Origin of the sequence: Vibrio sp. Of14-4 (assembly GCF_022347625.1) — a bacterium.
GTDB classification, from domain to species: domain Bacteria; phylum Pseudomonadota; class Gammaproteobacteria; order Enterobacterales; family Vibrionaceae; genus Vibrio; species Vibrio pristinus.
This window is the reverse complement of sequence record NZ_JAKRGI010000012.1, coordinates 70,936-90,533: the sequence shown is the minus strand read 5'-3', so window position 1 is coordinate 90,533 and position 19,598 is coordinate 70,936. Positions and strand designations below refer to the sequence as shown.

Here is a 19,598-nt window from a genome sequence, read left to right as displayed (position 1 = left end):
TCATAGGCCTCATGATAATAGTATACCATTATGCCTACTTTCCGACGAATCTGTTTAATCCTTTAAAAACACTTAACCAAAATCCCTCACCCAATAAATCATTTGGTTTGAGCTGCCGCGCCATTTTAGGGTGAGATCTTTTTTGTCTTGTTCAAATTTGCCGTCAATAAGAACATCGATTTGCTGAACAATAGCGCGTTGTGCAGGAGAGAGTGACTTGAGTGTATAACCCGTCCATAACCAAATATCTTTGTCAGGGCATTCTAATTTTACTCTTTGAACAAGCTTCTTAATGGCGAAAAGATTTGCAGGATGCAGCGGATCACCGCCCGATAAAGACAGCCCCCTTCTCCTTATTCGTGTGTCATTCAGGTCCGCGATGATCTGGTCTTCCAGCTCTTTTGTAAACAAATGACCAGAGTCAACACGCCAGGTAGATTGGTTATAACATCCTTTACATTGGTGCTCACAGCCGGAAACAAATAAGGTGCAGCGCGTTCCCTCGCCGTTAACGACATCGATTGGATAATAGGCATGATAATTCATTATTTATAAATGCTTCACTCGGCGAATGACTTCTTGCTGCTTACCAGTATTAAAGGGACGAGCATCAGGACTGCCTAAATAACCACATACTCGCCTTGTCACAGACACTGTCGACGAATCATGATTGCCGCAGTTGGGACAACAAAATCCCTTACTTGTGCAATCAAACTCCCCTCGATAACCGCATTCATAGCATTCATCAATCGGTGTATTGGTGCCATAGTAAGGCACACGTGAGTAACTGTAATCCCAAACATCTTCTAAGGCTTCTATATTGGACTCCATATTAGGAAATTCGCCATAACAAATAAAACCGCCACTTGAGAGCTGAGGGTAAACCATTTCAAAGTCAATTTTATCGTAAGGGTTAACTTTTTTTTCCACATCCAGATGGAAGCTATTGGTGTAATAACCTTTGTCCGTCACACCTTTAATCACACCAAATTCTTTGGTATCGATAGCGCAAAATCGGTGACATAGGTTTTCACTTGGCGTGGCATACAAACTGTAGCCATAGCCAGACTCCTCACTCCACTGCTTAACTGCGCATTTAAGGTGTTGCACTATTTTGAATGCTTTGGCTTGCAAGTCAGTGTTGTCATATATATGAGGCTCATTACCATACAAGGCGATAATGGCTTCATGAAGACCAATGTAACCAAGAGAGATTGAGGCACGCCCATGCTTAAAAATGTTTGCTATTGGTTCTTGTGCTTTGAGCCTTACTCCGCAAGCCCCTTCCATATACAAAATGGGGGCAACGCGAGCTTGAACGTTTTCTAGCCGATCAATTCGAGTCTCTAATGCCCTGCGAGCAAGCACAAGTCTTTGATCAAGTAAGGCATAAAACTCGGCTTCAACTTGATTTGACTGCAAAGCAATTCGAGGAAGGTTTAGGCTCACTACACCCAAATTATTGCGCCCATCATAGATAAACTCACCGTTTTCTTGGTAATCGTTAAGAAAACTACGGCAACCCATTGGGGTTTTAAATGACCCTGTCACTTTTACCACTTGGTCATAGTTAAGAATATCCGGATACATGCGTTTTGACGCACACTCTAATGCGAGTTGCTTGATATGATAATTGGGATCGTTACGGCTACGATTTAGCCCCTGTTTTATAGTAAAAACAAGTTTTGGAAACACTGCCGTTTTACGGTTTTTTCCAAGCCCTGCTAAACGATTTTTTAGTATGGCTTGCTGAATCATACAAGAAGCCCAGCACGTACCCAGCCCAAAGCCAAAAGTCACAAACGGCGTTTGCCCGTTAGCTGTGTGCAAGGTATTCACCTCGTATTCCAAGGACTGGAAAGCATCAAAACACTCTTTTTCACTGCGACTACGAGCAAAACTTTGTGAATCTTCTATGTTCCACTCTTTGGCAACCGCGAGATGCTTGTCATAACTTGCCATAACGTAAGGCGAAAGCACTTCATCAATACGATTGACGGTTGTACCACCGTATATATGGCTAGCCACTTGAGCAATAATTTGTGCCGTCACCGCTGTAGCAGTAGAGATCGACTTAGGCGTATCTATTTCAGCATTTCCCATTTTAAAGCCGTGAGTCAACATGCCTTTTAAATCAATCAGCATACAGTTAAACATGGGGAAAAACGGCGCATAGTCTAAGTCGTGATAATGGATATCGCCTTTGTCATGAGCAGCCACAATATCTCGAGGAAGAATTCGAGTTTTTGCGTAATGCTTAGCCATAATCCCTGCCAGTAAGTCTCGCTGAGTCGGAATAACTTTGCCATCTTTGTTGGCATTCTCATTGATCAAATCAAGATCACTTTGAGCAATTAATCCTTCGATTTCCCTCGTTAACCCACTTTGTTTTTCTCTGGCAATATCACGATCATGTCGATACTCAATATAAGAACGGGCGAGCGACGGAAATGGGCCTTTCATCAACTCATTTTCAACTAGGGTCTGGATATCAGATATATCGATCTGGTGATGATCCTTAAGCTGAGCTTCTATGTTAAGCGCTACCTCAAGAGCATAAACCGCGATATTTTTGCCTTTGACCTCTGCAGCAGCCTCCACGGCTGATTGGATACGCCCACGACAAAAAGGCACCTTTGAGCCATCACGTTTAATTACAACTGGTTTCACTTATCCTCCTTAACCCAATCCACAACCGGTCTAAAATCGCAATATAATGACAATAAAAATCAGATAGATACTATATGTTGTGTATTTAACGAAAATCGGTAGAGGTGTGTCTTGATATCGATCAACAAAGCTTTGTACCTGATGAACAAGACATCAATCGTATTGGCAGAGATCGCACTCTAGTGAGAAATTCTTCTCTTTGTTTGAAGTGTTTATCACTGAATCCGTGTAAATTTCATGTAGAATTGAACGCTTTAATCAATAGCACTCTTTTGTTATGGCTAAAGCTTACTCTAACTGGAAGTACTTGGCACTTGCGCTGATATTCTGTTTCCTCTCTCCCTGCGCTACGGCATCTTCTCTTTCATTTACGACGTGGAATATAGAATGGTTAACGACAACGCCTTCCAAACAGTTTATTGAGTCAAAACGAACACAAGCAGACTTTGACGCACTAGCCAACCATTTTGCAGCTACAGATACTGACGTTCTCGCCTTTCAAGAAGTCAACGACATAGCGGCGCTTCGCGCTGTGGTAGGCAAAGACTATGATATTTACCTATCACAGCGAGCCAACACGAACAATAAACGACATCAGTTTGAGAATATAAATCAATACACGGGGTTTGCTATTCGTAAAGGATTATCTGTCGAGAGACAATCTGACATTAGGCTCGACAATCGTAAAAACAGTAAGCTTAGATTCGCCACTTATATGATAGTCACACCAAAACAAAAACCACCCTTGCATATATTGTCGGTTCATCTAAAGGCGCGTTGCAGCGGAGCATATAAAAACAGCAAGGATTGCCAAGTCCTTATGTCTCAGGGGAAAGCATTAAACCAATGGATTTTGGATCGCGAAAAAGCAGACGAGCAATATATGATTTTGGGAGATTTTAACCACAACCTGAGTTATCAAGGTGACTGGCTATGGAAAGCGATCACGCAAACTTCTTCAGCCAGCCTTGCGACACTGTCCACTCAGCCACGTTGTAAAGTCCGCTCTAGGAGCCAACCTAAGCGCCTTCACCAATTTCGCTCTTTGATTGACCATATCATAGTCAATCAAGAGCTCTCACTGAGCACGCCAAAGCAGATCACTTTTCCAAGTAAGCAAGTGCTTAAATACCACTTAAGTGATCATTGCCCATTACAAACAGCGCTTGAGTGAAAAGAACACAATAACGGCTTAATTAGGCATTATATGCTTCGCACACTGAGAGCCGACGAGCATTGCGATGATAAAAATAACGATATCTAGATTGGCAAACCCCAGGCTAGCCATGGCTGGGCCTGGGCAAATACCCGCCAACCCCCAGCCTATGCCAAATAATACCGCTCCGAATATCAGTCTAACATTGATGGTTTTATTGGTCGGAAGGCAGTAACTTTCACCAGATAAAGTCTGTGATCTTTGCTTTAACCAAAGATGATAAGCAGGAGTGTAAACTGCCAATGCGCCTAGCATGACAAATGCCAAGCTTGGATCCCACTGACCAGCAATATTAAGAAAGCCGATTACCTTGGCGGGATCAATCATTCCAGACAAAGTCATACCAGCACCAAACAACAGGCCAGTTGCTAATATAGATAAGCTTAACATTGTTCGTGTCATAGCTGAATCTCTTAGGTTAGCCACACAGTGACCATAGCAAAGAGCATAAATACGCATGTCGCAACGACAGACCTAACTGAAAACCTTCCTATCCCACATATGCCATGTCCACTTGTACAACCATTCGCTAGTCGAGTACCAAAGCCGACAAGTAAGCCCGCCAGAATAAGAGTATGAATTGGAATAGAGGTAGTATCTGGCACTTGAATATCCAGTATTGCTAAACAAGCCAAACCACCAGCAGTAAGACCGACTAAGAACAACACTCGCCAAAGTCGATCACCTTTGACTGGAGAAAGCAATCCATTAATTATCCCACTGATGCCTGCGACTTTACCGTGAATAACAAACAGAAAGACCGCTGATAAGCCAAGTAATACGCCTCCAAAAAAGGAGGTCCAAGGAAGACTATCCATCATGTTCACACCAAATATTAGCAATTACTAATACTTTAATTGCTAATGTAATGAAGTTCAAGATACAAATGAATTAACTAACGCTTCTTTAACCCATCAATCACCGATTTTGGCGCAACCTTGGCAAGCTCACTCAAACATTGATCTATTTTTGGATTGTTGTGGCGAACGTATATATCACACACAGCATATAACTGCTCTGGAGCACCAGAAATTAAATACGCCTGCTCAAAAGACCTGATTGACTTTTGTAAGTCATAATTCTCTTGTAACACACCATTTAGATACCAATAATAACTATTATCTTCTGCCATCTCTGCCGCTTGCTCAATTTCAAACGCAGCACTTTTCTTATCATCGAGCCTGACCAAGGCCAATGATTTCGAATAGTGAAGAGGCGCATTATTGGGGTTTAGCGTGATCGCTTTGGTCAGAGTTTCTACAGCAATACGATCTTTTTCTTGAGCACGATAATTATCCGTTAAGTTGAGCCAAATCTCGGGATTATTAGGTTGTTCCTTTACCAGAGTTTGGTAGATGTCGTCTGCCTTTTGCCAATCTTGATGCCAGCGGTAAACGTCTGCTAACAGTAATTGCGAGCTTTGATCATTGTCGGCTTGTAAATCTGTAATAAGCTCAGCGACTGGTTTTTCGAGTATCTGTTGCTGTTTTTTATTCAGATTTGAAAAATCTCGAACCAGATTGGTCGCCGCGGTAATGCGAACTCTCTTCTCATCATCTGTAAGCAAAGGCTCAATCAAACGCCAGCGATGTTCAATGCTGTACGGCGCCGCTCCCACAATCGCTGCCTCTCGAACCTCGGGTTCGCTATCTTGCAAGCTTCTTACTACCGCAACCAGCGCATTTTGACTGGGATAGTTGGCTAACTCCCGAAGCGCTTGAATACGCTGAGCTTGAGGCTGCTTAATATCCTGCGCTTTGTAAGAGAGCGCCGCTATTCTCTGCTGAGGCGTCACCTGCTGCTCTTGATGCTGTGCTGGAAGGGCCGATTCTTGGCCAGTACTCGCTGCAAGCGAAAGCTGGCAGACTGAGGCGCCAACTAACAGAACCATCAATTTTTTATAAACCCGATAGCATTTATTCACTGAGGTATGAGTTGTTGGGCCATGGTTTAAATACAATCGCATCAATACACCTCAAAACTTAGTTTCAAATACAGAAGGTTTACCCAAATGCTCACGCAATACGGCATCACTATATTTTCCATGCGCAACAGGGTTACCCGTTGCTCGGAGAATATACGCCATAGCCTTATCCGCATGAGAAAAAAACTTCTTCCAGCCAGCGCACAAATAGTTCAATCCAGACTCACCCTCTTGAGTGCGAATAAAACGATTTTTCGGACATTCACCATAACAAGCAAATTGATAATCACAGCTCTGACATTGACGTGGCAATGTACGCTTTTTAGCAAAACCAAACTTTTGTTGCTCGGTGCTATAGGCCAAGGTGTCTAGTTTTTGATGGTGAATATTGCCAATTTTATATTCGGGATAAACATAGTGATCACACGAATACACGTCACCATTTGGCTCCATAGCCAAACCTTTACCGCAAATTTCACCCAAGGTGCACAAAGGATTTTTTCGTCCCATCCATGCTTCAATACTTGCTTCAAAGTATTGAACAAACACTTTACCTATGTCGTTTTGTATCCACTCATCAAAGATTTCAATAAGGAAATTACCCCATGCTTCATCTGCGACACACCATGGTTCCACAATTGAATCTTTATGACCGGGGATCAAACGTTTATCACCTTGCTTTAACTGTTCCTGCGGTTGCCAAGTTTGGGGAGCGGTAGTGCGGAACGTTTTTTGTTCAACAATCGGAATAAACTGCATTTGAGGAGAACGCACTTCATCTCGCAAAAAGCGATAAACTTCGAGCGGATTACGACTGGTTAAGTTGTTCACGCAAGTTAGAGTTGCAAATTTTACTTGGTGTTTATGGAGTAACTCTACAGCTTTCATCACTTGATTGAATGTACCGCGACCAGCACGATTGGTTCGATAAGCATTGTGCAACATTTCAGGCCCATCAATACTCAAACCCACGAGAAAGTTATGTTGTTTTAGAAACGCACACCACTCATCATTAAGTAAGGTGCCGTTTGTCTGCAAATCGTTCGAAATAGTAATACCTTGAGGCTGGTATTTGGCCTGGAATTCAACAATTTTTTTGAAATAGTCCAAACCTAGCATAGTAGGTTCACCACCCTGCCAAGAGAAAATAATTTCGGGTGTATTTTGCCCTTCAATATATTGTCGAATATAGGTTTCTAAAGTGTCATCGTCCATAACAGGCGAGCAACCCTGTTTGTACTCAAGTAAGTCCTGTTTACTGAGGTAATAGCAGTAAGTGCAGTCAATGTTACACACAGCGCCGATAGGCTTGGCCATCACATGCAGCCGTTTAGACGCTTTACCATTAAATTGAGGACCCTGAGTAATATGCATAAGTCACCTTTGTCTGTTTAAGTCAGCTAAAAACAGTCTTAGCCGCCTGCTCTTAACTTGGTACAGCAATCATAAATGTCATTAATACCACTGGCTTGTTATACCGGATATAACCTTTTTTCATGGCTGTTGCTGTTAAGCTAAGGTTTCAAAATATGAAAGAGAACTCCCTGATGAAAGTTAATAAAAACGTAGTCTTACATTCACTTTCTATTATTTTATCGAGTCTATTGGTCAACGGCTGCGCGACAAAACCCACTCACCCTATTGCTCTCAACATTGATCTAGATATGGTTAAGGTAGAAGGAGGCTCTTATATCAGGGGTTCAGACAGCAAAAGCGCAAACAAAGCCGAAAAACCCGCCAGAAAGGTAGAAATCGACAGCTTTTATATTTCTAAATTCGAGGTCACGCAAGAGCTGTTTGAATCCGTAATGGGGTCATCATTGAGCTACTTTCATGGCCCAAACATGCCAGTAAATAATTTAAGTTGGCAGCAAGCCAATTACTTTATTCAGCGGCTTAATAAGTTAACCGGTGAGAACTACAGACTTCCCACAGAAGCAGAATGGGAGTTTGCCGCCAAAGGTGGTAATAAGAGTCTCGGTTATACCTATTCAGGTTCAAATAGCATTGGCGATGTCGCTTGGTATGCAAACAATTCAAACAACCAAGCACATCCTGTTGGGCAAAAACAACCTAACGAGCTAGGGCTTTACGACATGACGGGCAATGTCGGAGAGTTTGTCATTGATGCTTATGACGATACCTTTTATCGATTTGGTCCAACAACTAATCCTAATAACGCAAAAGAGGAAAAAGCTGGCTTAGCACACAAGGTCGTGCGAGGCGGAAGTTTTGCCTATGATGCTGATGAGTCGGAAAATTTCCGCCGAGATTTCGCAAGTCAGTCTATTATTATGTCGGACATGGGGCTTCGGCTAGCAAAAGATACTCAGTAGCGAAAACGCATGCCCAATACACGATGAGATTTTACACACGTTTTTGGTTAGGTTAGACAAACGTATATCACCTGATACGTTTATCTATCGCTGCACTCACATAAGTACAACAAACACATAGGTAGCCTATAAATGAATAAGAACATCTGTACCCTCGCCGTTTTATCGAGTCTTTCCTTTTCAGCAATGGCTGTAGATTGCGACCCAAATTTATTACCTTCTTGGAAAGATGGTGCGAGTAAAACGGAGATTACTCAATTTGTCTCTCAATCTACTGATAAGTCGCAAAACACATTTATCCCAGAAAAAGATAGGATTGCTGTTTTTGACAACGACGGCACACTTTGGTCAGAAAAACCCTATTACTACCAGCTTGCTTTTGCTTTCGATCAAGTTAAGTCTATGGCTGACCAGCATCCAGAATGGAGTGCAGAAGAGCCATTCAAGTCAGTGCTCAAAAATGACATCCCGAGTGTATTTCGCGGTGGTGAGAAAGCGCTTTTAAAAATCGTTACTGCCACACATAGTGGTATGACGGTCGAAGAGTACCAAAGCCGTGTGGCCACATGGCTTGAAGCAGCCAAAGACCCGCGATTTAGCAAGGCCTATACTGACCTAACCTATAAGCCGATGCGAGAGATGCTAAATTACCTTCAAGACAACGGCTTCAAAACTTATATTGTCTCTGGTGGTGGGGTTGATTTTATGCGCGTATGGGCGCCCAATGTGTACAACATCCCTCAAGAGCAGATCATCGGTAGTGCTCTTAAGTATCAATATGATTACAACGATGGTAATCCAACCGTAACCAAACTTAATGAAATCCTTAGTATCGATGATAAAGAAGTAAAGGTTGAAAATATTCAGCACGTTATCGGTAAGAAACCTGTACTTGCAGTTGGTAATTCCGATGGAGACCACGCAATGATGCAATGGGCAACAAGCCAGCCAAATTCGATGGCAATGATCGTTCATCACACCGATAAAGACAGAGAGTGGCAATATGACCGTAAATCAAGCGTTGGACATCTTGATAAGGCCATGGATGAAGCAAACAAACGCAACAATTGGCACCTCATTGATATGAAGAACGAATGGTGCACTGTTTATTAACTCCCTCATCGCTCCCCATTATGGGGAGCGTTCAAATCAAAACGCCTATTTACGGATCGCTTTCCCTGCCCGCTTGATTTGTGCTCTTAACCACTGATGCGCACTTTCGTTAGTTCGACTGGAGTGCCAAATAGCATATAAATCATGCACGCTATCGCTAAAAGGAAGAGGAAAGGATTTAAGATCATAGGTGTTAGAGAAATGCTGGATAGTAGACTCTGGCAAGGTACCAATAAGCTCACTACTATTGATAACAGGCAACATTTCCATTGCACCTGCCGCACGATAAACAATATTGCGCCTGGCTAGGTCTTCTATATCTTCACCGGTAAGCAAACTATCCCTTGCCTGCCAACGAGCCACCACCACATGCTCTTCTGCTAAAAACTGGTCAACAGTACAAGCGTCTATCAGTCGAGGATGATCAGCACGACAAACCACCATCAAACGCTCAGAAAATATCGCTTCGGTTTTGAGTACAGTTCGGCCTCTTGGCGGCAAATCTATGATTAAATCATAACGTTGAAGGCGCAAATCAGCCTCATAATCCTCGGTAAATAGCGGGTGAACTTCTAAGGCAATATTTGGGGCTTGGTCGCGAATTTGACACATAAGTTGCGGCATTAATTCGTAACTGGCCACAGACAAACAAGCAATAGAAAAAATTCGATTGGATACTTTAGGATCAAAACTACTTGAAGCCGATAAGGTCGAAGTAAAGTTCTTCAACGCGGTTAGCATCGCAGGGTAAATGTCCATCGCAAAACTGGTTGGATCAACGCCTGAAGGGCTGCGATGGAACAATGGTTCATCATAAATATCTCTTAGACGAGCCAACGCTTTACTCACCGCTGGCTGGCTTATATCCAACCTAGCTGCGGCTTTAGATAAATTTTGTTCCTCATAAATCGCCACAAAAATGGGAATAAGGTTTAAGTCTGTATTCTTCATGGCACCAACACAAAATCCAACATCGCTCTATTCTAGCCAACTTGCTTCCTGACCACGACTTAAAATCAAGAAATTGAGTGGCGATACAGGTTTCTTCGCATACTGAGTTGATTTCATGGACTTTCCTTTAACAAAGTTCACTATGAATAACTTTCGTTTTGTGGAGCCAACCCAAAGATACAAAGAAAAATAGTCTAGTGTCATATTCGACTAACACAAGGGTGTGCTAATTGTTCTCGAATAAAAAACATATAGGGATATCTATGAATAAGTTAAAAGCAGTGTTATTCGTTCCAGCTGTACTGACATTAAGTGCAAATGCCGCAACAGAAAACATCAAAGGGAACGTAATTGGTTATGTTCCTAGTTACCGCATTGAGACCGTTAAAAACATGGATATCTCCATGTATACCCATGTCCACCTATTCTCAATTACTCCTCTAGCAGATGGAACATTGGGTTGGCCCGATGGAAAAACGAAGGTGCAAATGGCGCAATACTTTGAGGATTTAAAACAAAAAGCGAACCCCAATACTAAAATGATGCTGACTTTCGGCGGTACTTCAGAAAAAGGCTCGCAATACTTCCCAGTAATGGCGGCGAATCCTGAGACAAGAAGCGAGTTCGTCCACAACGCTATAGAGCTGGCATTGGAATGGGAAGCTGACGGAATTGATATCGATTGGGAATGGGGTGAGCCAAATACTAACGAAAGTTACAAGCAAGCTTATACTGATCTTATGGCCGAGCTCAATACGGCAGCTGACAGCCATAACCTTCTCGTTTCTAACGCTATCTCTCCAAGCGCTTATATGGGGGATAACACACCAATAGACGCATTATCCGATTCAGATTATCTCGTCGTGATGACCTATTCATATTCTGGCGGCTGGTCTCAAACCACAAAACATCACTCTAGCCTAATGGATGGTGCTCAAGGGTTAGACTACTGGCTTGAACGTGGTTTACCAGCAGAGCAACTCAACTTAGGCGTAGCGTTTTTTGCCAGTAAGTTTAGTGGCACAACCACGCCAAATAGTGAATTTAGCGGCTATCAAGCCGTTACTTACGCAAGTATAGAGCCGTCTATAAATCAAGGTTACACAGTAGTAGAAAACAACTGGGAAGGAACCTACTCCTATTCTAATGCTGAAAATAACATTATCTTTTATGACAGCCCACTGAATATAGATGCAAAGGTTGATTATGCCGATGCCAATGGCTTTGGAGGCATTGCTGTGTGGGAGATTGGCCAAGATTCAGCAAATCAGACCTTATCTAGTTCCATCGCAGAAGCAAACATAGAGCCCCCTTCGCAGCCTCACCCAAACCAGTGCCAAGGCATTGAAGAGTTTGAATCAGGTCAATATAGGCCTGATGTGGACGTGGTTTATCAAAACGATTTGTACCACTCGGAGCGTTGGACAGATGCGGGCAAAACTCCTGCCGATCAATACTCAGGCTGGGTGTTTATCTCGAACTGTAACTAAATCCATCATTTCATTGGTTCAATAGCAATCCGAGTGCTAATTTTACACTCGGAATCAGTTTTTACCATTATCCAATCTGACTTAAGTTACTTACCGAGCAACTGCTCCGTAATACTATCACTTAACCTTTGCGCTGATATAAGACTGCCAAAGCTCCAGATAACGGGTAGTTCATAAACCGAATTTGTTTGAGTAAATCTCATTTCCTGCCAAAGAGGTGATTTAGACAGAAGCTCTCGTTCGTCATCCATGAGAGGCCCAAATATCAGCACATTTGCCTGCTGGTGGTTGGCAATTTTCTCAACGCCAGTCGTTGTAAAACCCCAAATATTCGTTTCCTCATGCCAATCGTTTTTCAAGTTCATTTTATCTATTACTGATTGGACAAGAGAACCTTCACTATGAATGCGCAGCGTACCTTCATTCATCAAACGAACAAACAATAAAGGCTTAGTAGGAATGTTTTTCATTTTTATTTTATTGGCATTCTCTTTTAGATGGTCTTCCGTTTGCTGGATGACTTTTTCAGCATTACTTTGCTTACCAAATAAGGAACCTAACGATCTCGTTATGGACATAGCAGATAGAAGTGGCGCTTTTTCAGTGTTATAGACTGAATAAACTAAGACCGGAGCAATTTTTGTTAATTCGTGGTAAGAAGAAGCCATATAACCGCTAATCAATATCACATCTGGCTTCAGCTCAGCTATCCGGACAATATTAGGCTCACGACGTTTACCCACATCAACAACATTCGTCCCTAGCTTAGGTTGTGATACCCAAGTATTATAGCCCGAGACATCAGCGATACCTTGCGGCTGAATGCCTAGGCTGATCAACGTCTCAGCTAAAGTCCAATCTAGGGTAATAACTTTTTTAGGTACTCGTTCAAATGATTCCGTCCCATAGTCATGATGGATTTCCAATGCCCTAGCCGACAACGCCAAAAAAATGGTCAAAAAGATCGAGACTCGTCTCACTAATCACTTCCTAAGTTTTGAGTTCAAATAATACTAGACTTCAGAGGTCCCAATTTAACATATAAGTACAGATACTAAATGTCTCATAGGTGAGAGCCGGACGGAACTATACACCATACTGTTTGTTCGATAAATAATTCATTAGATTCAAAGCTTAATATTATGATACCTATAAATGCATCTGGGGTGAGGCCAGATGCTGATATTATTTATAGGCGGCAGCTTTATCGCCAGATTAAGTTCCAAGAAGTACGAGGATGTCGGCAGGCTTAAATGAAGGGTATCATGATCGATTTCTCTGAGCTTTTGCAAGTCTAGGAAGTGCTTTGAAGCTTGCTAACCTAAATCGACTCGTTCTCATTCCTTTTATCACTTTCCACAACGACACAAACAAATGTCTGTTTTTGTCTCCATCTTGAAATCGGCCACTCTGTTTAAGCCAAGTGTCTGATGTCAACAATTTGCTCATTTCTAATTCATTGGTATTCATTCGTAGATGTCGATACAAGAAAGTTCGTGCATCACTCCATCGCTCATCTTTGAGCAAGCGATTGAGCACCCACCAAGCGGGCCTAGGATGATTGCAATAGTATCGTCGAGCAGTCAGTAACATAAGACCCGTGGCTAAAATGATTACAGCAGCGATATAAAACCATAGCGAATAGGCTCGAACGAATGACTGAAATGTCTGTTTAGCGATAAAGATTTTCCCTGCCACTGTGTGTGTTTCAAGTTGTTTGGTTTTGCTGTTCCACCACTGAAATTGGTATTCAGGTAAGCTTAATTCACCACCTTGCTGGATCACATATACCATTTCTTCCACACGACTTGACTGATAATCACCACGCGTGGCGGTATCTGCCAATTTATTGGGCTTAGGGTATGCTTGATATTGTGGCGTTGCACGATCAGATAGGATATCGGGCAGTAGGACTGACAGACTGTCTTTGGCATTAATAACTACAGTTCGCGTAATAGCATCACCCACTTTAAGTTCATCATTAGACGTTGACCAAGTCTGTTTGACATCCACATCGGTCGCAGTAAACCACTGCCCCTCAACGCTTACCAAACCAGAAGGCAATTTGGCTTCAAAACGTATTGGCCTAGTATACAAAGTACCCGATACTGACTTGCCATTAGGTGCTGACACTTGAACACTTACTGGAACAGGTGGAACTACAAACTTACCCGAAGATTGGGGATAGAGGGTTACTTCCCAACGTTGTCTAGACCAAGTTTTGCCTTGTTTTTTCTCAGTGTAATTGGTCGCAAGCTGGTTGCGCTGCTTGGCAATAACATTGGGTATCTCGATGCGGCCAATGCGAGTACCGCCGGTAAACCAGCGTGGAGTGGCAACCTCAATGTATAAAATAACTTGTTCATTAATGCTGAATGACTGCGTTTTTCGATCATTTCTCACATCATTCTGCTTGCCAACCCAAGTTCGAAGTTCAATGTCGTTACTGCGCTCAAGGTCTTGAATATTTTGGGCAAGTACTTGACTAGGTGTTGAGATAGCCACTAGCGCGATTAATGACAAAACCACTGATAAAAAGTAACGAAATCGGCTTGTTTGAAATACAATTTTCATTATTCTTGCTCCTCTTTTTCAGAGCGACTAACAAGAGCAGATCTCTCACGCAGTTGGATATGAAATTTGGCCTGCAGAAAATATTTTGGGTCGGCCTCTACTCGCTTTAACCACTTATCGGCCAATTCTTGGTCGGCAAGAAGTTCATTGGCACTTAAGGTCTCTTTGATCATCAATTCTGACGACGTTTTCTCATCCGCTCCCTCGGCGGTTTGCGGGTTGTCACCCAGCTCTTTTGAGGCATCATTTTCTGTGCCTGCTTGACTCTCACTGGTTCGATTAATTTCTTTAACAATACCTTGGATCACCTTGAGGTTATGAGCCACATCTGACTTTAGTGGTTCGCTTAACGTATCCCTATCAGCCAAAGATTGAAGGACATCTCGCGCAGCTAGGTATTCTCGCTGACGAGCAAGCGCACTTGCGGCATTATATAGCCCTAGGTCTTTTGTTGTTTGTGATGAGTTACTCTGCGTTTCGAGAAAGGCACTGTGGGCAAGCTTATACTCGCCAGCATAGTAATACGCCGTCCCTTTCCTTAGCGGATCGGTAAAGTGCTTGGCAGCCTCTAGGTAATCTTTGCGATTAAACCAACGCTGACCTTGCTGATTGGGTGTCAGCCACAAGTCCCACCACCATTGAGACATTCGATCTATTGTCGTTCGCTCCTCGAGCACCTCGCTTGTCTCGGCTTTCAATGATACGGTTTGCGCTAAAACCTGATGAGGAGCAAATGCGGTAATAGAAATAGTTGCCAATAAACACCATTGCACCAACCAGCCTTTACGAAACCAAAGCAACATAATCAAAGCGATGGGGATCAGCAATTGATAGCCCATATCTTGCCACGGCATAGCCGAATCCCCATTGAGCTGCATATTGCGCTCTACATAGTGGTTTAATGCCTCAATATCAGCATTATCCACCGTCACTTCCACAAGGTGCCCATAAGTCTCGCTAGCGAGCTGCTTGAGCGAATTTATATCAAGCGGACGATCAGAGATCACATCCGAATTGCCAGTGGCTAAAATTAACAACTGATAGGGCTTGTTGGAAAAATAGGCTTTATAGGCTTGTATCGTGGTCGGATTAACACCATCGGTCACCAGAAGCACAGTTGCGCCAAGTTGACCTTGCAATTGTTGATCGATAAGAGGCAATGCTTCTTCGGCCATTTTCCCTTTTTTGGGCATAATGTCAGGCGAAATAGCCGCTAAGAAAGGCGCAAATACTTCGCTGTCTTGGGTAATGGGCATAGCTACATGGGCGGAGCCAGCATACACAATTAATCCTGTTCGCCCTCCCTTTCTTGCTAACAACAAATCATGTATTTTGTGTTTTGCACGCTCTAAACGACTGGGGGGCAGATCTTTCTGTAGCATTGAATCGCTGGTATCCATGACAACTAGCATAGACGCCTTATCTTCACCAAAAGGTGAGGCTTGGCGATGCCAAGTGGGACCAGCACAAGCGATTATCGCAAGCCCAATGATCACGACTAACAACTTTAAAGGTAATTGTTTGCGCCAGCCCTGTTCACCCAAAGTGAGAGCTTGGCGCAGATGCTCGGGCAATACATCCTTCCAACTCGGCTTACTCTCTTCTCGCCATCGCAACCACAAAAGCAACAACATAGGGATAAAGGCCAATAGCCAAAGTGGACGGATAAAGTGAAACTGAGTCACAAACTGTTCGATGTCTAAGCTGTTAACCATGTTTCTCTCCAGACATATCAGCCCCAATCGAAGATGATAGGCTGCGGCTCAACAGCCGTTTGCGTTTAATAGTCGCAAGCAAGAATGCGGTTAAATACATCAGCACAACCCAAACTATCAAGTAATGGTGAAGACTTTGTTTTGGCCGATAGGTCGTGCTGTTATATAACTGTGGTTCTAATTCACTGATTCGCGCATAGGCCCTCTCAAGCTCGTCACGATTGAGCGCTTCAAAGGCTTCACCACCTGAATCCTGTGCAATTCGCATTATGGTGTCTTTATCCAGTGCATTTTCTCCCACTGTTTTCGGGTTGCCCATAGCAATAACATGAATACGTACCCCTTTTGCCTTTGCCACTTTCGCCGCGTCTATCGGCTCTACAAAACTGCCCGTATCATTACCATCGGTCAAAGCGATAGCGACTTTTTCTCTCTTTCTATCAAGTGCTTGTTCGTACTTGGCGCTTTGCTCAAACACTTTTATCGCAAGACCAATAGCGTCGCCAAGATGTGTACTTTGCCCGGCCATTGCCACATCAGTTTGCTGTAGCAGTTCTAGCCATACTTGTTGGTCGGCCGTAAAAGGGGTTTGAACAAAAGCAGCGTCACCAAAAAGAATTAATCCGAGCCGATCACCTTGTCTGGTTTTGACAAAATCAGCCAGAACCTCTTTCACAGCGTCTAAACGTGTCACTGACTTACCTTGCTTAGATACAAAGTCTTGCTCTGCCATCGAGCCCGACAAATCAACAAGCACCATCACGTCGCGGCCCAAACTTTCACGCACTTGCGGGGCGCCAAGAATGCTAGGTTTAGCGAGCGCTGTCACTACCAACATCCAAGACAAAGCGAGTGTTGCACGCTGCCACCAGGTTGGCGTTAATTGGCTCGCCCCCTCTGAAGGGGTTTCTCCGATGGCTTTAACTAACAAATTGAAAAAAGGGACTTTTATCGCCACTTGCTTAGTGCGATAAGCAGGAACCAAATAATAAATAACTAAGGGTAACGGCAGCATTAAAAACCAAATGGGATGATCAAATTCAACACGGGATAGTTGGCTGATCAGGGAAAGAAAATCATTCATACTTTCCCCCTACCAATCGACGCAAGCATGTTTTAACTAGTGGCTTGGTCTCTCGATAATTATGACTTTTCATCCAAGCCAGTGCGCGTTGTTTCAATAAAGCGCATTCTGAAGCATCAAGCGAGATATTTGGGTCAAAGACACTTTTAACCCAGCGCTTGCTAACATCATCGGTAAATTGGACACCCTTAGGGTTTAATTCATCAAGCTTATGCAAAAACTTTTCGTCAAATAAAGGCGCGTTACTGCTGTCGAGGTAGATAAGAACAATTTTCATAATTGAAAATAACTCTTTTGCATCGCTATCCTGATTGAATTGCAGTTGTGATATTGCCTGAGCGGCTTCACTGCGATAGCGGTTATGCCACCAATGAGAGGCGATACGATATAACCAGTAGAGAAATAAGACAAAACAGGCAGCTGCTAGAATTTTCCAACCTAGGGTCTGAGGCAGCCAGCTAACGCTCTCTGGCACAGCAACATCATGAAGATCACGCAGAATATAGGTACTTGGAGGTGTATGAGTTTGAGCCATTTATCGTCTCCCCACCTGCTTTTTAAATTGAGCGATATGGTTTCCTGAAGTATCCAGCTCGATATGAGGCAATCTTTTCATCGCCATCAATTCTGCTACAGACTGCCTCTGCTTAGTGGTTTGTTCTGCCAACCCAGCGCTTGCAGCTGCTACTTTTGTTTGGTTGTCGAGGTTTAGCTGATAGCGGCCATCTCCAATCACCCATTTCATTTTCACTAAGTCTTTGGGTAATGCTTGCTCAAAGGGATCGCTAATGGTGACGGCCAATACATCGTTGTGCTGCTGAAGCTGCTTTAAATGATCGAGATGATGATCTTCACAATCTCGCCAGTCACTGATAATGATGAAAGTCGATTGTTTAAGCTTCATTCGTTTCAAGAGCGAAACCCAATGCCCAAAATCGACCTTATCTGAATTGAGTGACTGTACATTTAAACGTTGATTCGCCTTGGATAGTCGCTTTAGTTGGGCCAATAAGTCATACTGAGAACGCTTTGCTTTGCTGTGATACAATTCGTTGTCCGCTGCAATCACAAACCCGACCCTATCACCATCTTTTAACACTCGCCATCCACACATCGCACCTAATTCAGCGGCCACAACCGACTTCATTACTTGGGTTGAAGAGAAAAACATTCCGCTACGCTGATCAATGCAAATTATCACGTTACGATCTTTTTCTTCTGTGTAGCTGCGCACATGTGGTTTTCCGGTGCGCATGGTCACTTTCCAGTCGAGATTACGAATATCGTCGCCTGTTTGGTAATGGCGCAATTCCTCAAAGTTCAAACCACGGCCACGAAAAAGGGAGTGATGCCTGCCCGATAACACACTACCTGAGTTTAAATGAGGCAGTAAGCTGAACGATTCGACTTGAGCTTGCAGACGGACCAAGCCTGCGTACTCACAATACAAACGAGGATCAAGTCCCTGATTTTTTGGAGCAATTTTCGGCCGAGCCATAATGCTGCCCGCCTATCCGATTTCTACGTGGTCAAGCAGCTCTATCACTACCCGCTTGTGGTCGACACCGTCTGCAAGGGCATCATAGGACAGGGAAAAGCGATGGCCAAGTACGGAGGGAGCCATAGCACGGACATCATCTGGCGTTACGTGGTCACGCCCCTGTAACCATGCATAAGCCCTTGAGCATTTATCCAAAGCGATGGAAGCACGCGGGCTGGCGCCTATTTCCAGCCATTTTGTTAACTGAGAATTGGGGTAACGCTCTGGCTTGCGCGTGGCCATTACTAACGCAACAATGTAGTTTTCAACCAAATCAGAAACTGTCATTTCAGGCAACTGACGACGTGCCTCCATCACTAAATCTGAGTCTATATGCCACGCATTTTCGGGCGTCACTGAGGTTTTAGCACCCTGCTCTTCACTTCGTACCAGACGAATGATATCACGCTCTGCCTCATCTTCTGGGTATTCAACGGTGACCTTCATAATAAACCTATCCATTTGCGCTTCAGGCAATGGATAGGTTCCTTCTTGTTCAACAGGGTTTTGAGTAGCGAGCACCATAAAGAGCTCAGGGAGCACGTGAGTTTTATCACCGACAGTGATGGTGCCTTCTGCCATCGCTTCCAGCAGCGCCGCTTGAACCTTGGCTGGCGCACGGTTTACTTCATCGGCTAATACAATACTGTTAAAAATCGGCCCTGCTTGAAACATGAGCTGAGGTTTCCCTTCTAGCTCCTGATAAACTTCTGTCCCTGTCACATCAGAGGGCAGCAAATCTGGGGTGAACTGAATACGGCCAAAACTTGTGTTTAGCCTTTGCGCGAGTGACTTTACAGAACGAGTCTTGGCCGTACCCGGAAGACCTTCAAGTAACACATGTCCATTGGTGAGCAAACTGATGACCAAAGCTTGAACCACATGACTCTGTCCAATCACACTTTCTTCGGTGCGTTTTATCAACTCGTTTATGGCTTGCTGTACATGATTCATCCTATTCCCTCAATATGCATTGTGATTGCTG

The 19,598-nt window shown here is 43.5% G+C and carries 18 protein-coding genes; 4 read left to right on the top strand and 14 right to left on the bottom strand.

What is annotated here, in order from left to right; genetic code table 11:
- Positions 1-72 precede the first annotated feature (72 nt).
- Both nrdG and nrdD read right to left on the bottom strand, forming a co-directional pair.
- Positions 73-546 (bottom strand): anaerobic ribonucleoside-triphosphate reductase-activating protein, encoded by a 474-nt coding sequence (gene nrdG, locus MHN79_RS13235; RefSeq protein WP_239173278.1) that lies wholly within the window; start codon positions 544-546, stop codon positions 73-75.
- Positions 547-549: 3 nt separating this feature from the next.
- Entirely contained in the window at positions 550-2,670 is a 2,121-nt protein-coding gene (nrdD, locus tag MHN79_RS13230) for an anaerobic ribonucleoside-triphosphate reductase (RefSeq protein WP_239173277.1), read from the bottom strand.
- A gap of 277 nt (positions 2,671-2,947) precedes the next feature.
- Here nrdD and MHN79_RS13225 point away from each other — a divergent pair, with 277 nt between their 5' ends.
- Positions 2,948-3,844, top strand: a complete 897-nt coding sequence (locus MHN79_RS13225; protein WP_239173276.1) for an endonuclease/exonuclease/phosphatase family protein — start codon at positions 2,948-2,950, stop codon at positions 3,842-3,844.
- A gap of 18 nt (positions 3,845-3,862) precedes the next feature.
- Here the strand turns inward: MHN79_RS13225 and MHN79_RS13220 are convergent, their stop codons facing one another.
- The 4 genes from MHN79_RS13220 to MHN79_RS13205 form a co-directional block, all read right to left on the bottom strand.
- Positions 3,863-4,288: a YeeE/YedE family protein gene (locus MHN79_RS13220; RefSeq protein WP_239173275.1), complete on the bottom strand. Its 426-nt coding sequence runs from the start codon at positions 4,286-4,288 to the stop codon at positions 3,863-3,865.
- Between the two features lie 11 nt (positions 4,289-4,299).
- Positions 4,300-4,707 (bottom strand): YeeE/YedE family protein, encoded by a 408-nt coding sequence (locus tag MHN79_RS13215; RefSeq protein WP_239173274.1) that lies wholly within the window; start codon positions 4,705-4,707, stop codon positions 4,300-4,302.
- Between the two features lie 74 nt (positions 4,708-4,781).
- A complete protein-coding gene (locus MHN79_RS13210) occupies positions 4,782-5,777 on the bottom strand; it encodes a HEAT repeat domain-containing protein (protein ID WP_239173312.1) in 996 nt (331 codons plus the stop codon).
- 84 nt (positions 5,778-5,861) lie between these two features.
- A complete protein-coding gene (locus tag MHN79_RS13205) occupies positions 5,862-7,184 on the bottom strand; it encodes an anaerobic sulfatase maturase (RefSeq protein WP_239173273.1) in 1,323 nt (440 codons plus the stop codon).
- Between the two features lie 173 nt (positions 7,185-7,357).
- On the opposite strand from MHN79_RS13205, the gene MHN79_RS13200 reads away from it, so the two are divergent.
- Positions 7,358-8,146 carry an SUMF1/EgtB/PvdO family nonheme iron enzyme gene (locus MHN79_RS13200; RefSeq protein WP_239173311.1) on the top strand — a complete coding sequence of 263 codons (789 nt, stop codon included), beginning with the start codon at positions 7,358-7,360 and terminating at the stop codon, positions 8,144-8,146.
- A gap of 132 nt (positions 8,147-8,278) precedes the next feature.
- Positions 8,279-9,259: an HAD family hydrolase gene (locus MHN79_RS13195; protein WP_239173272.1), complete on the top strand. Its 981-nt coding sequence runs from the start codon at positions 8,279-8,281 to the stop codon at positions 9,257-9,259.
- Between the two features lie 45 nt (positions 9,260-9,304).
- Here MHN79_RS13195 and MHN79_RS13190 read toward each other — a convergent pair whose 3' ends face one another.
- Complete coding sequence (locus MHN79_RS13190) at positions 9,305-10,210, bottom strand: LysR family transcriptional regulator (RefSeq protein WP_239173271.1); 906 nt, start codon at positions 10,208-10,210, stop codon at positions 9,305-9,307.
- 263 nt (positions 10,211-10,473) lie between these two features.
- Between MHN79_RS13190 and MHN79_RS13185 the strand changes: the two genes are divergently transcribed.
- Positions 10,474-11,700 (top strand): glycoside hydrolase family 18 protein, encoded by a 1,227-nt coding sequence (locus MHN79_RS13185; protein WP_239173270.1) that lies wholly within the window; start codon positions 10,474-10,476, stop codon positions 11,698-11,700.
- Between the two features lie 86 nt (positions 11,701-11,786).
- Here the strand turns inward: MHN79_RS13185 and MHN79_RS13180 are convergent, their stop codons facing one another.
- The 7 genes from MHN79_RS13180 to MHN79_RS13150 all read right to left on the bottom strand — a co-directional run bounded on the left by MHN79_RS13180 (position 11,787) and on the right by MHN79_RS13150 (position 19,567).
- Complete coding sequence (locus tag MHN79_RS13180) at positions 11,787-12,680, bottom strand: iron-siderophore ABC transporter substrate-binding protein (RefSeq protein WP_239173269.1); 894 nt, start codon at positions 12,678-12,680, stop codon at positions 11,787-11,789.
- Positions 12,681-12,963: 283 nt separating this feature from the next.
- Positions 12,964-14,274 (bottom strand): hypothetical protein, encoded by a 1,311-nt coding sequence (locus tag MHN79_RS13175; protein ID WP_239173268.1) that lies wholly within the window; start codon positions 14,272-14,274, stop codon positions 12,964-12,966.
- Complete coding sequence (locus MHN79_RS13170; RefSeq protein WP_239173267.1) at positions 14,274-15,989, bottom strand: VWA domain-containing protein; 1,716 nt, start codon at positions 15,987-15,989, stop codon at positions 14,274-14,276. The genes MHN79_RS13175 and MHN79_RS13170 overlap by 1 nt, the downstream gene beginning before the upstream one ends.
- Positions 15,982-17,073: a VWA domain-containing protein gene (locus MHN79_RS13165; RefSeq protein ID WP_239173266.1), complete on the bottom strand. Its 1,092-nt coding sequence runs from the start codon at positions 17,071-17,073 to the stop codon at positions 15,982-15,984. Before MHN79_RS13165 ends, MHN79_RS13170 begins: the two co-directional genes overlap by 8 nt.
- Positions 17,066-17,608 carry a DUF4381 domain-containing protein gene (locus MHN79_RS13160; protein ID WP_239173265.1) on the bottom strand — a complete coding sequence of 181 codons (543 nt, stop codon included), beginning with the start codon at positions 17,606-17,608 and terminating at the stop codon, positions 17,066-17,068. Before MHN79_RS13160 ends, MHN79_RS13165 begins: the two co-directional genes overlap by 8 nt.
- Positions 17,609-18,571 carry a DUF58 domain-containing protein gene (locus tag MHN79_RS13155; protein WP_239173264.1) on the bottom strand — a complete coding sequence of 321 codons (963 nt, stop codon included), beginning with the start codon at positions 18,569-18,571 and terminating at the stop codon, positions 17,609-17,611.
- Positions 18,572-18,583: 12 nt separating this feature from the next.
- The gene (locus MHN79_RS13150; RefSeq protein WP_239173263.1) at positions 18,584-19,567 is read right to left on the bottom strand and encodes a MoxR family ATPase; all 984 of its coding nucleotides are present in this window, start codon (positions 19,565-19,567) and stop codon (positions 18,584-18,586) included.
- Between the last annotated feature and the right edge of the window lie 31 nt (positions 19,568-19,598).

What these genes read in the sequence shown, in the direction of transcription:
- MHN79_RS13160 (WP_239173265.1), bottom strand. Translation starts at nt 17,608, where the DNA reads ATGGCTCAAACTCATACACCTCCAAGTACCTATATTCTGCGTGATCTT.
- nrdG (WP_239173278.1), bottom strand. Translation starts at nt 546, where the DNA reads ATGAATTATCATGCCTATTATCCAATCGATGTCGTTAACGGCGAGGGA.
- MHN79_RS13175 (WP_239173268.1), bottom strand. Translation starts at nt 14,274, where the DNA reads ATGAAAATTGTATTTCAAACAAGCCGATTTCGTTACTTTTTATCAGTG.
- MHN79_RS13190 (WP_239173271.1), bottom strand. Translation starts at nt 10,210, where the DNA reads ATGAAGAATACAGACTTAAACCTTATTCCCATTTTTGTGGCGATTTAT.
- MHN79_RS13155 (WP_239173264.1), bottom strand. Translation starts at nt 18,571, where the DNA reads ATGGCTCGGCCGAAAATTGCTCCAAAAAATCAGGGACTTGATCCTCGT.
- MHN79_RS13225 (WP_239173276.1), top strand. Translation starts at nt 2,948, where the DNA reads ATGGCTAAAGCTTACTCTAACTGGAAGTACTTGGCACTTGCGCTGATA.
- MHN79_RS13165 (WP_239173266.1), bottom strand. Translation starts at nt 17,073, where the DNA reads ATGAATGATTTTCTTTCCCTGATCAGCCAACTATCCCGTGTTGAATTT.
- MHN79_RS13210 (WP_239173312.1), bottom strand. Translation starts at nt 5,777, where the DNA reads ATGGTTCTGTTAGTTGGCGCCTCAGTCTGCCAGCTTTCGCTTGCAGCG.
- MHN79_RS13215 (WP_239173274.1), bottom strand. Translation starts at nt 4,707, where the DNA reads ATGATGGATAGTCTTCCTTGGACCTCCTTTTTTGGAGGCGTATTACTT.
- MHN79_RS13185 (WP_239173270.1), top strand. Translation starts at nt 10,474, where the DNA reads ATGAATAAGTTAAAAGCAGTGTTATTCGTTCCAGCTGTACTGACATTA.
- MHN79_RS13195 (WP_239173272.1), top strand. Translation starts at nt 8,279, where the DNA reads ATGAATAAGAACATCTGTACCCTCGCCGTTTTATCGAGTCTTTCCTTT.
- MHN79_RS13170 (WP_239173267.1), bottom strand. Translation starts at nt 15,989, where the DNA reads ATGGTTAACAGCTTAGACATCGAACAGTTTGTGACTCAGTTTCACTTT.
- MHN79_RS13220 (WP_239173275.1), bottom strand. Translation starts at nt 4,288, where the DNA reads ATGACACGAACAATGTTAAGCTTATCTATATTAGCAACTGGCCTGTTG.
- MHN79_RS13205 (WP_239173273.1), bottom strand. Translation starts at nt 7,184, where the DNA reads ATGCATATTACTCAGGGTCCTCAATTTAATGGTAAAGCGTCTAAACGG.
- MHN79_RS13150 (WP_239173263.1), bottom strand. Translation starts at nt 19,567, where the DNA reads ATGAATCATGTACAGCAAGCCATAAACGAGTTGATAAAACGCACCGAA.
- MHN79_RS13200 (WP_239173311.1), top strand. Translation starts at nt 7,358, where the DNA reads ATGAAAGTTAATAAAAACGTAGTCTTACATTCACTTTCTATTATTTTA.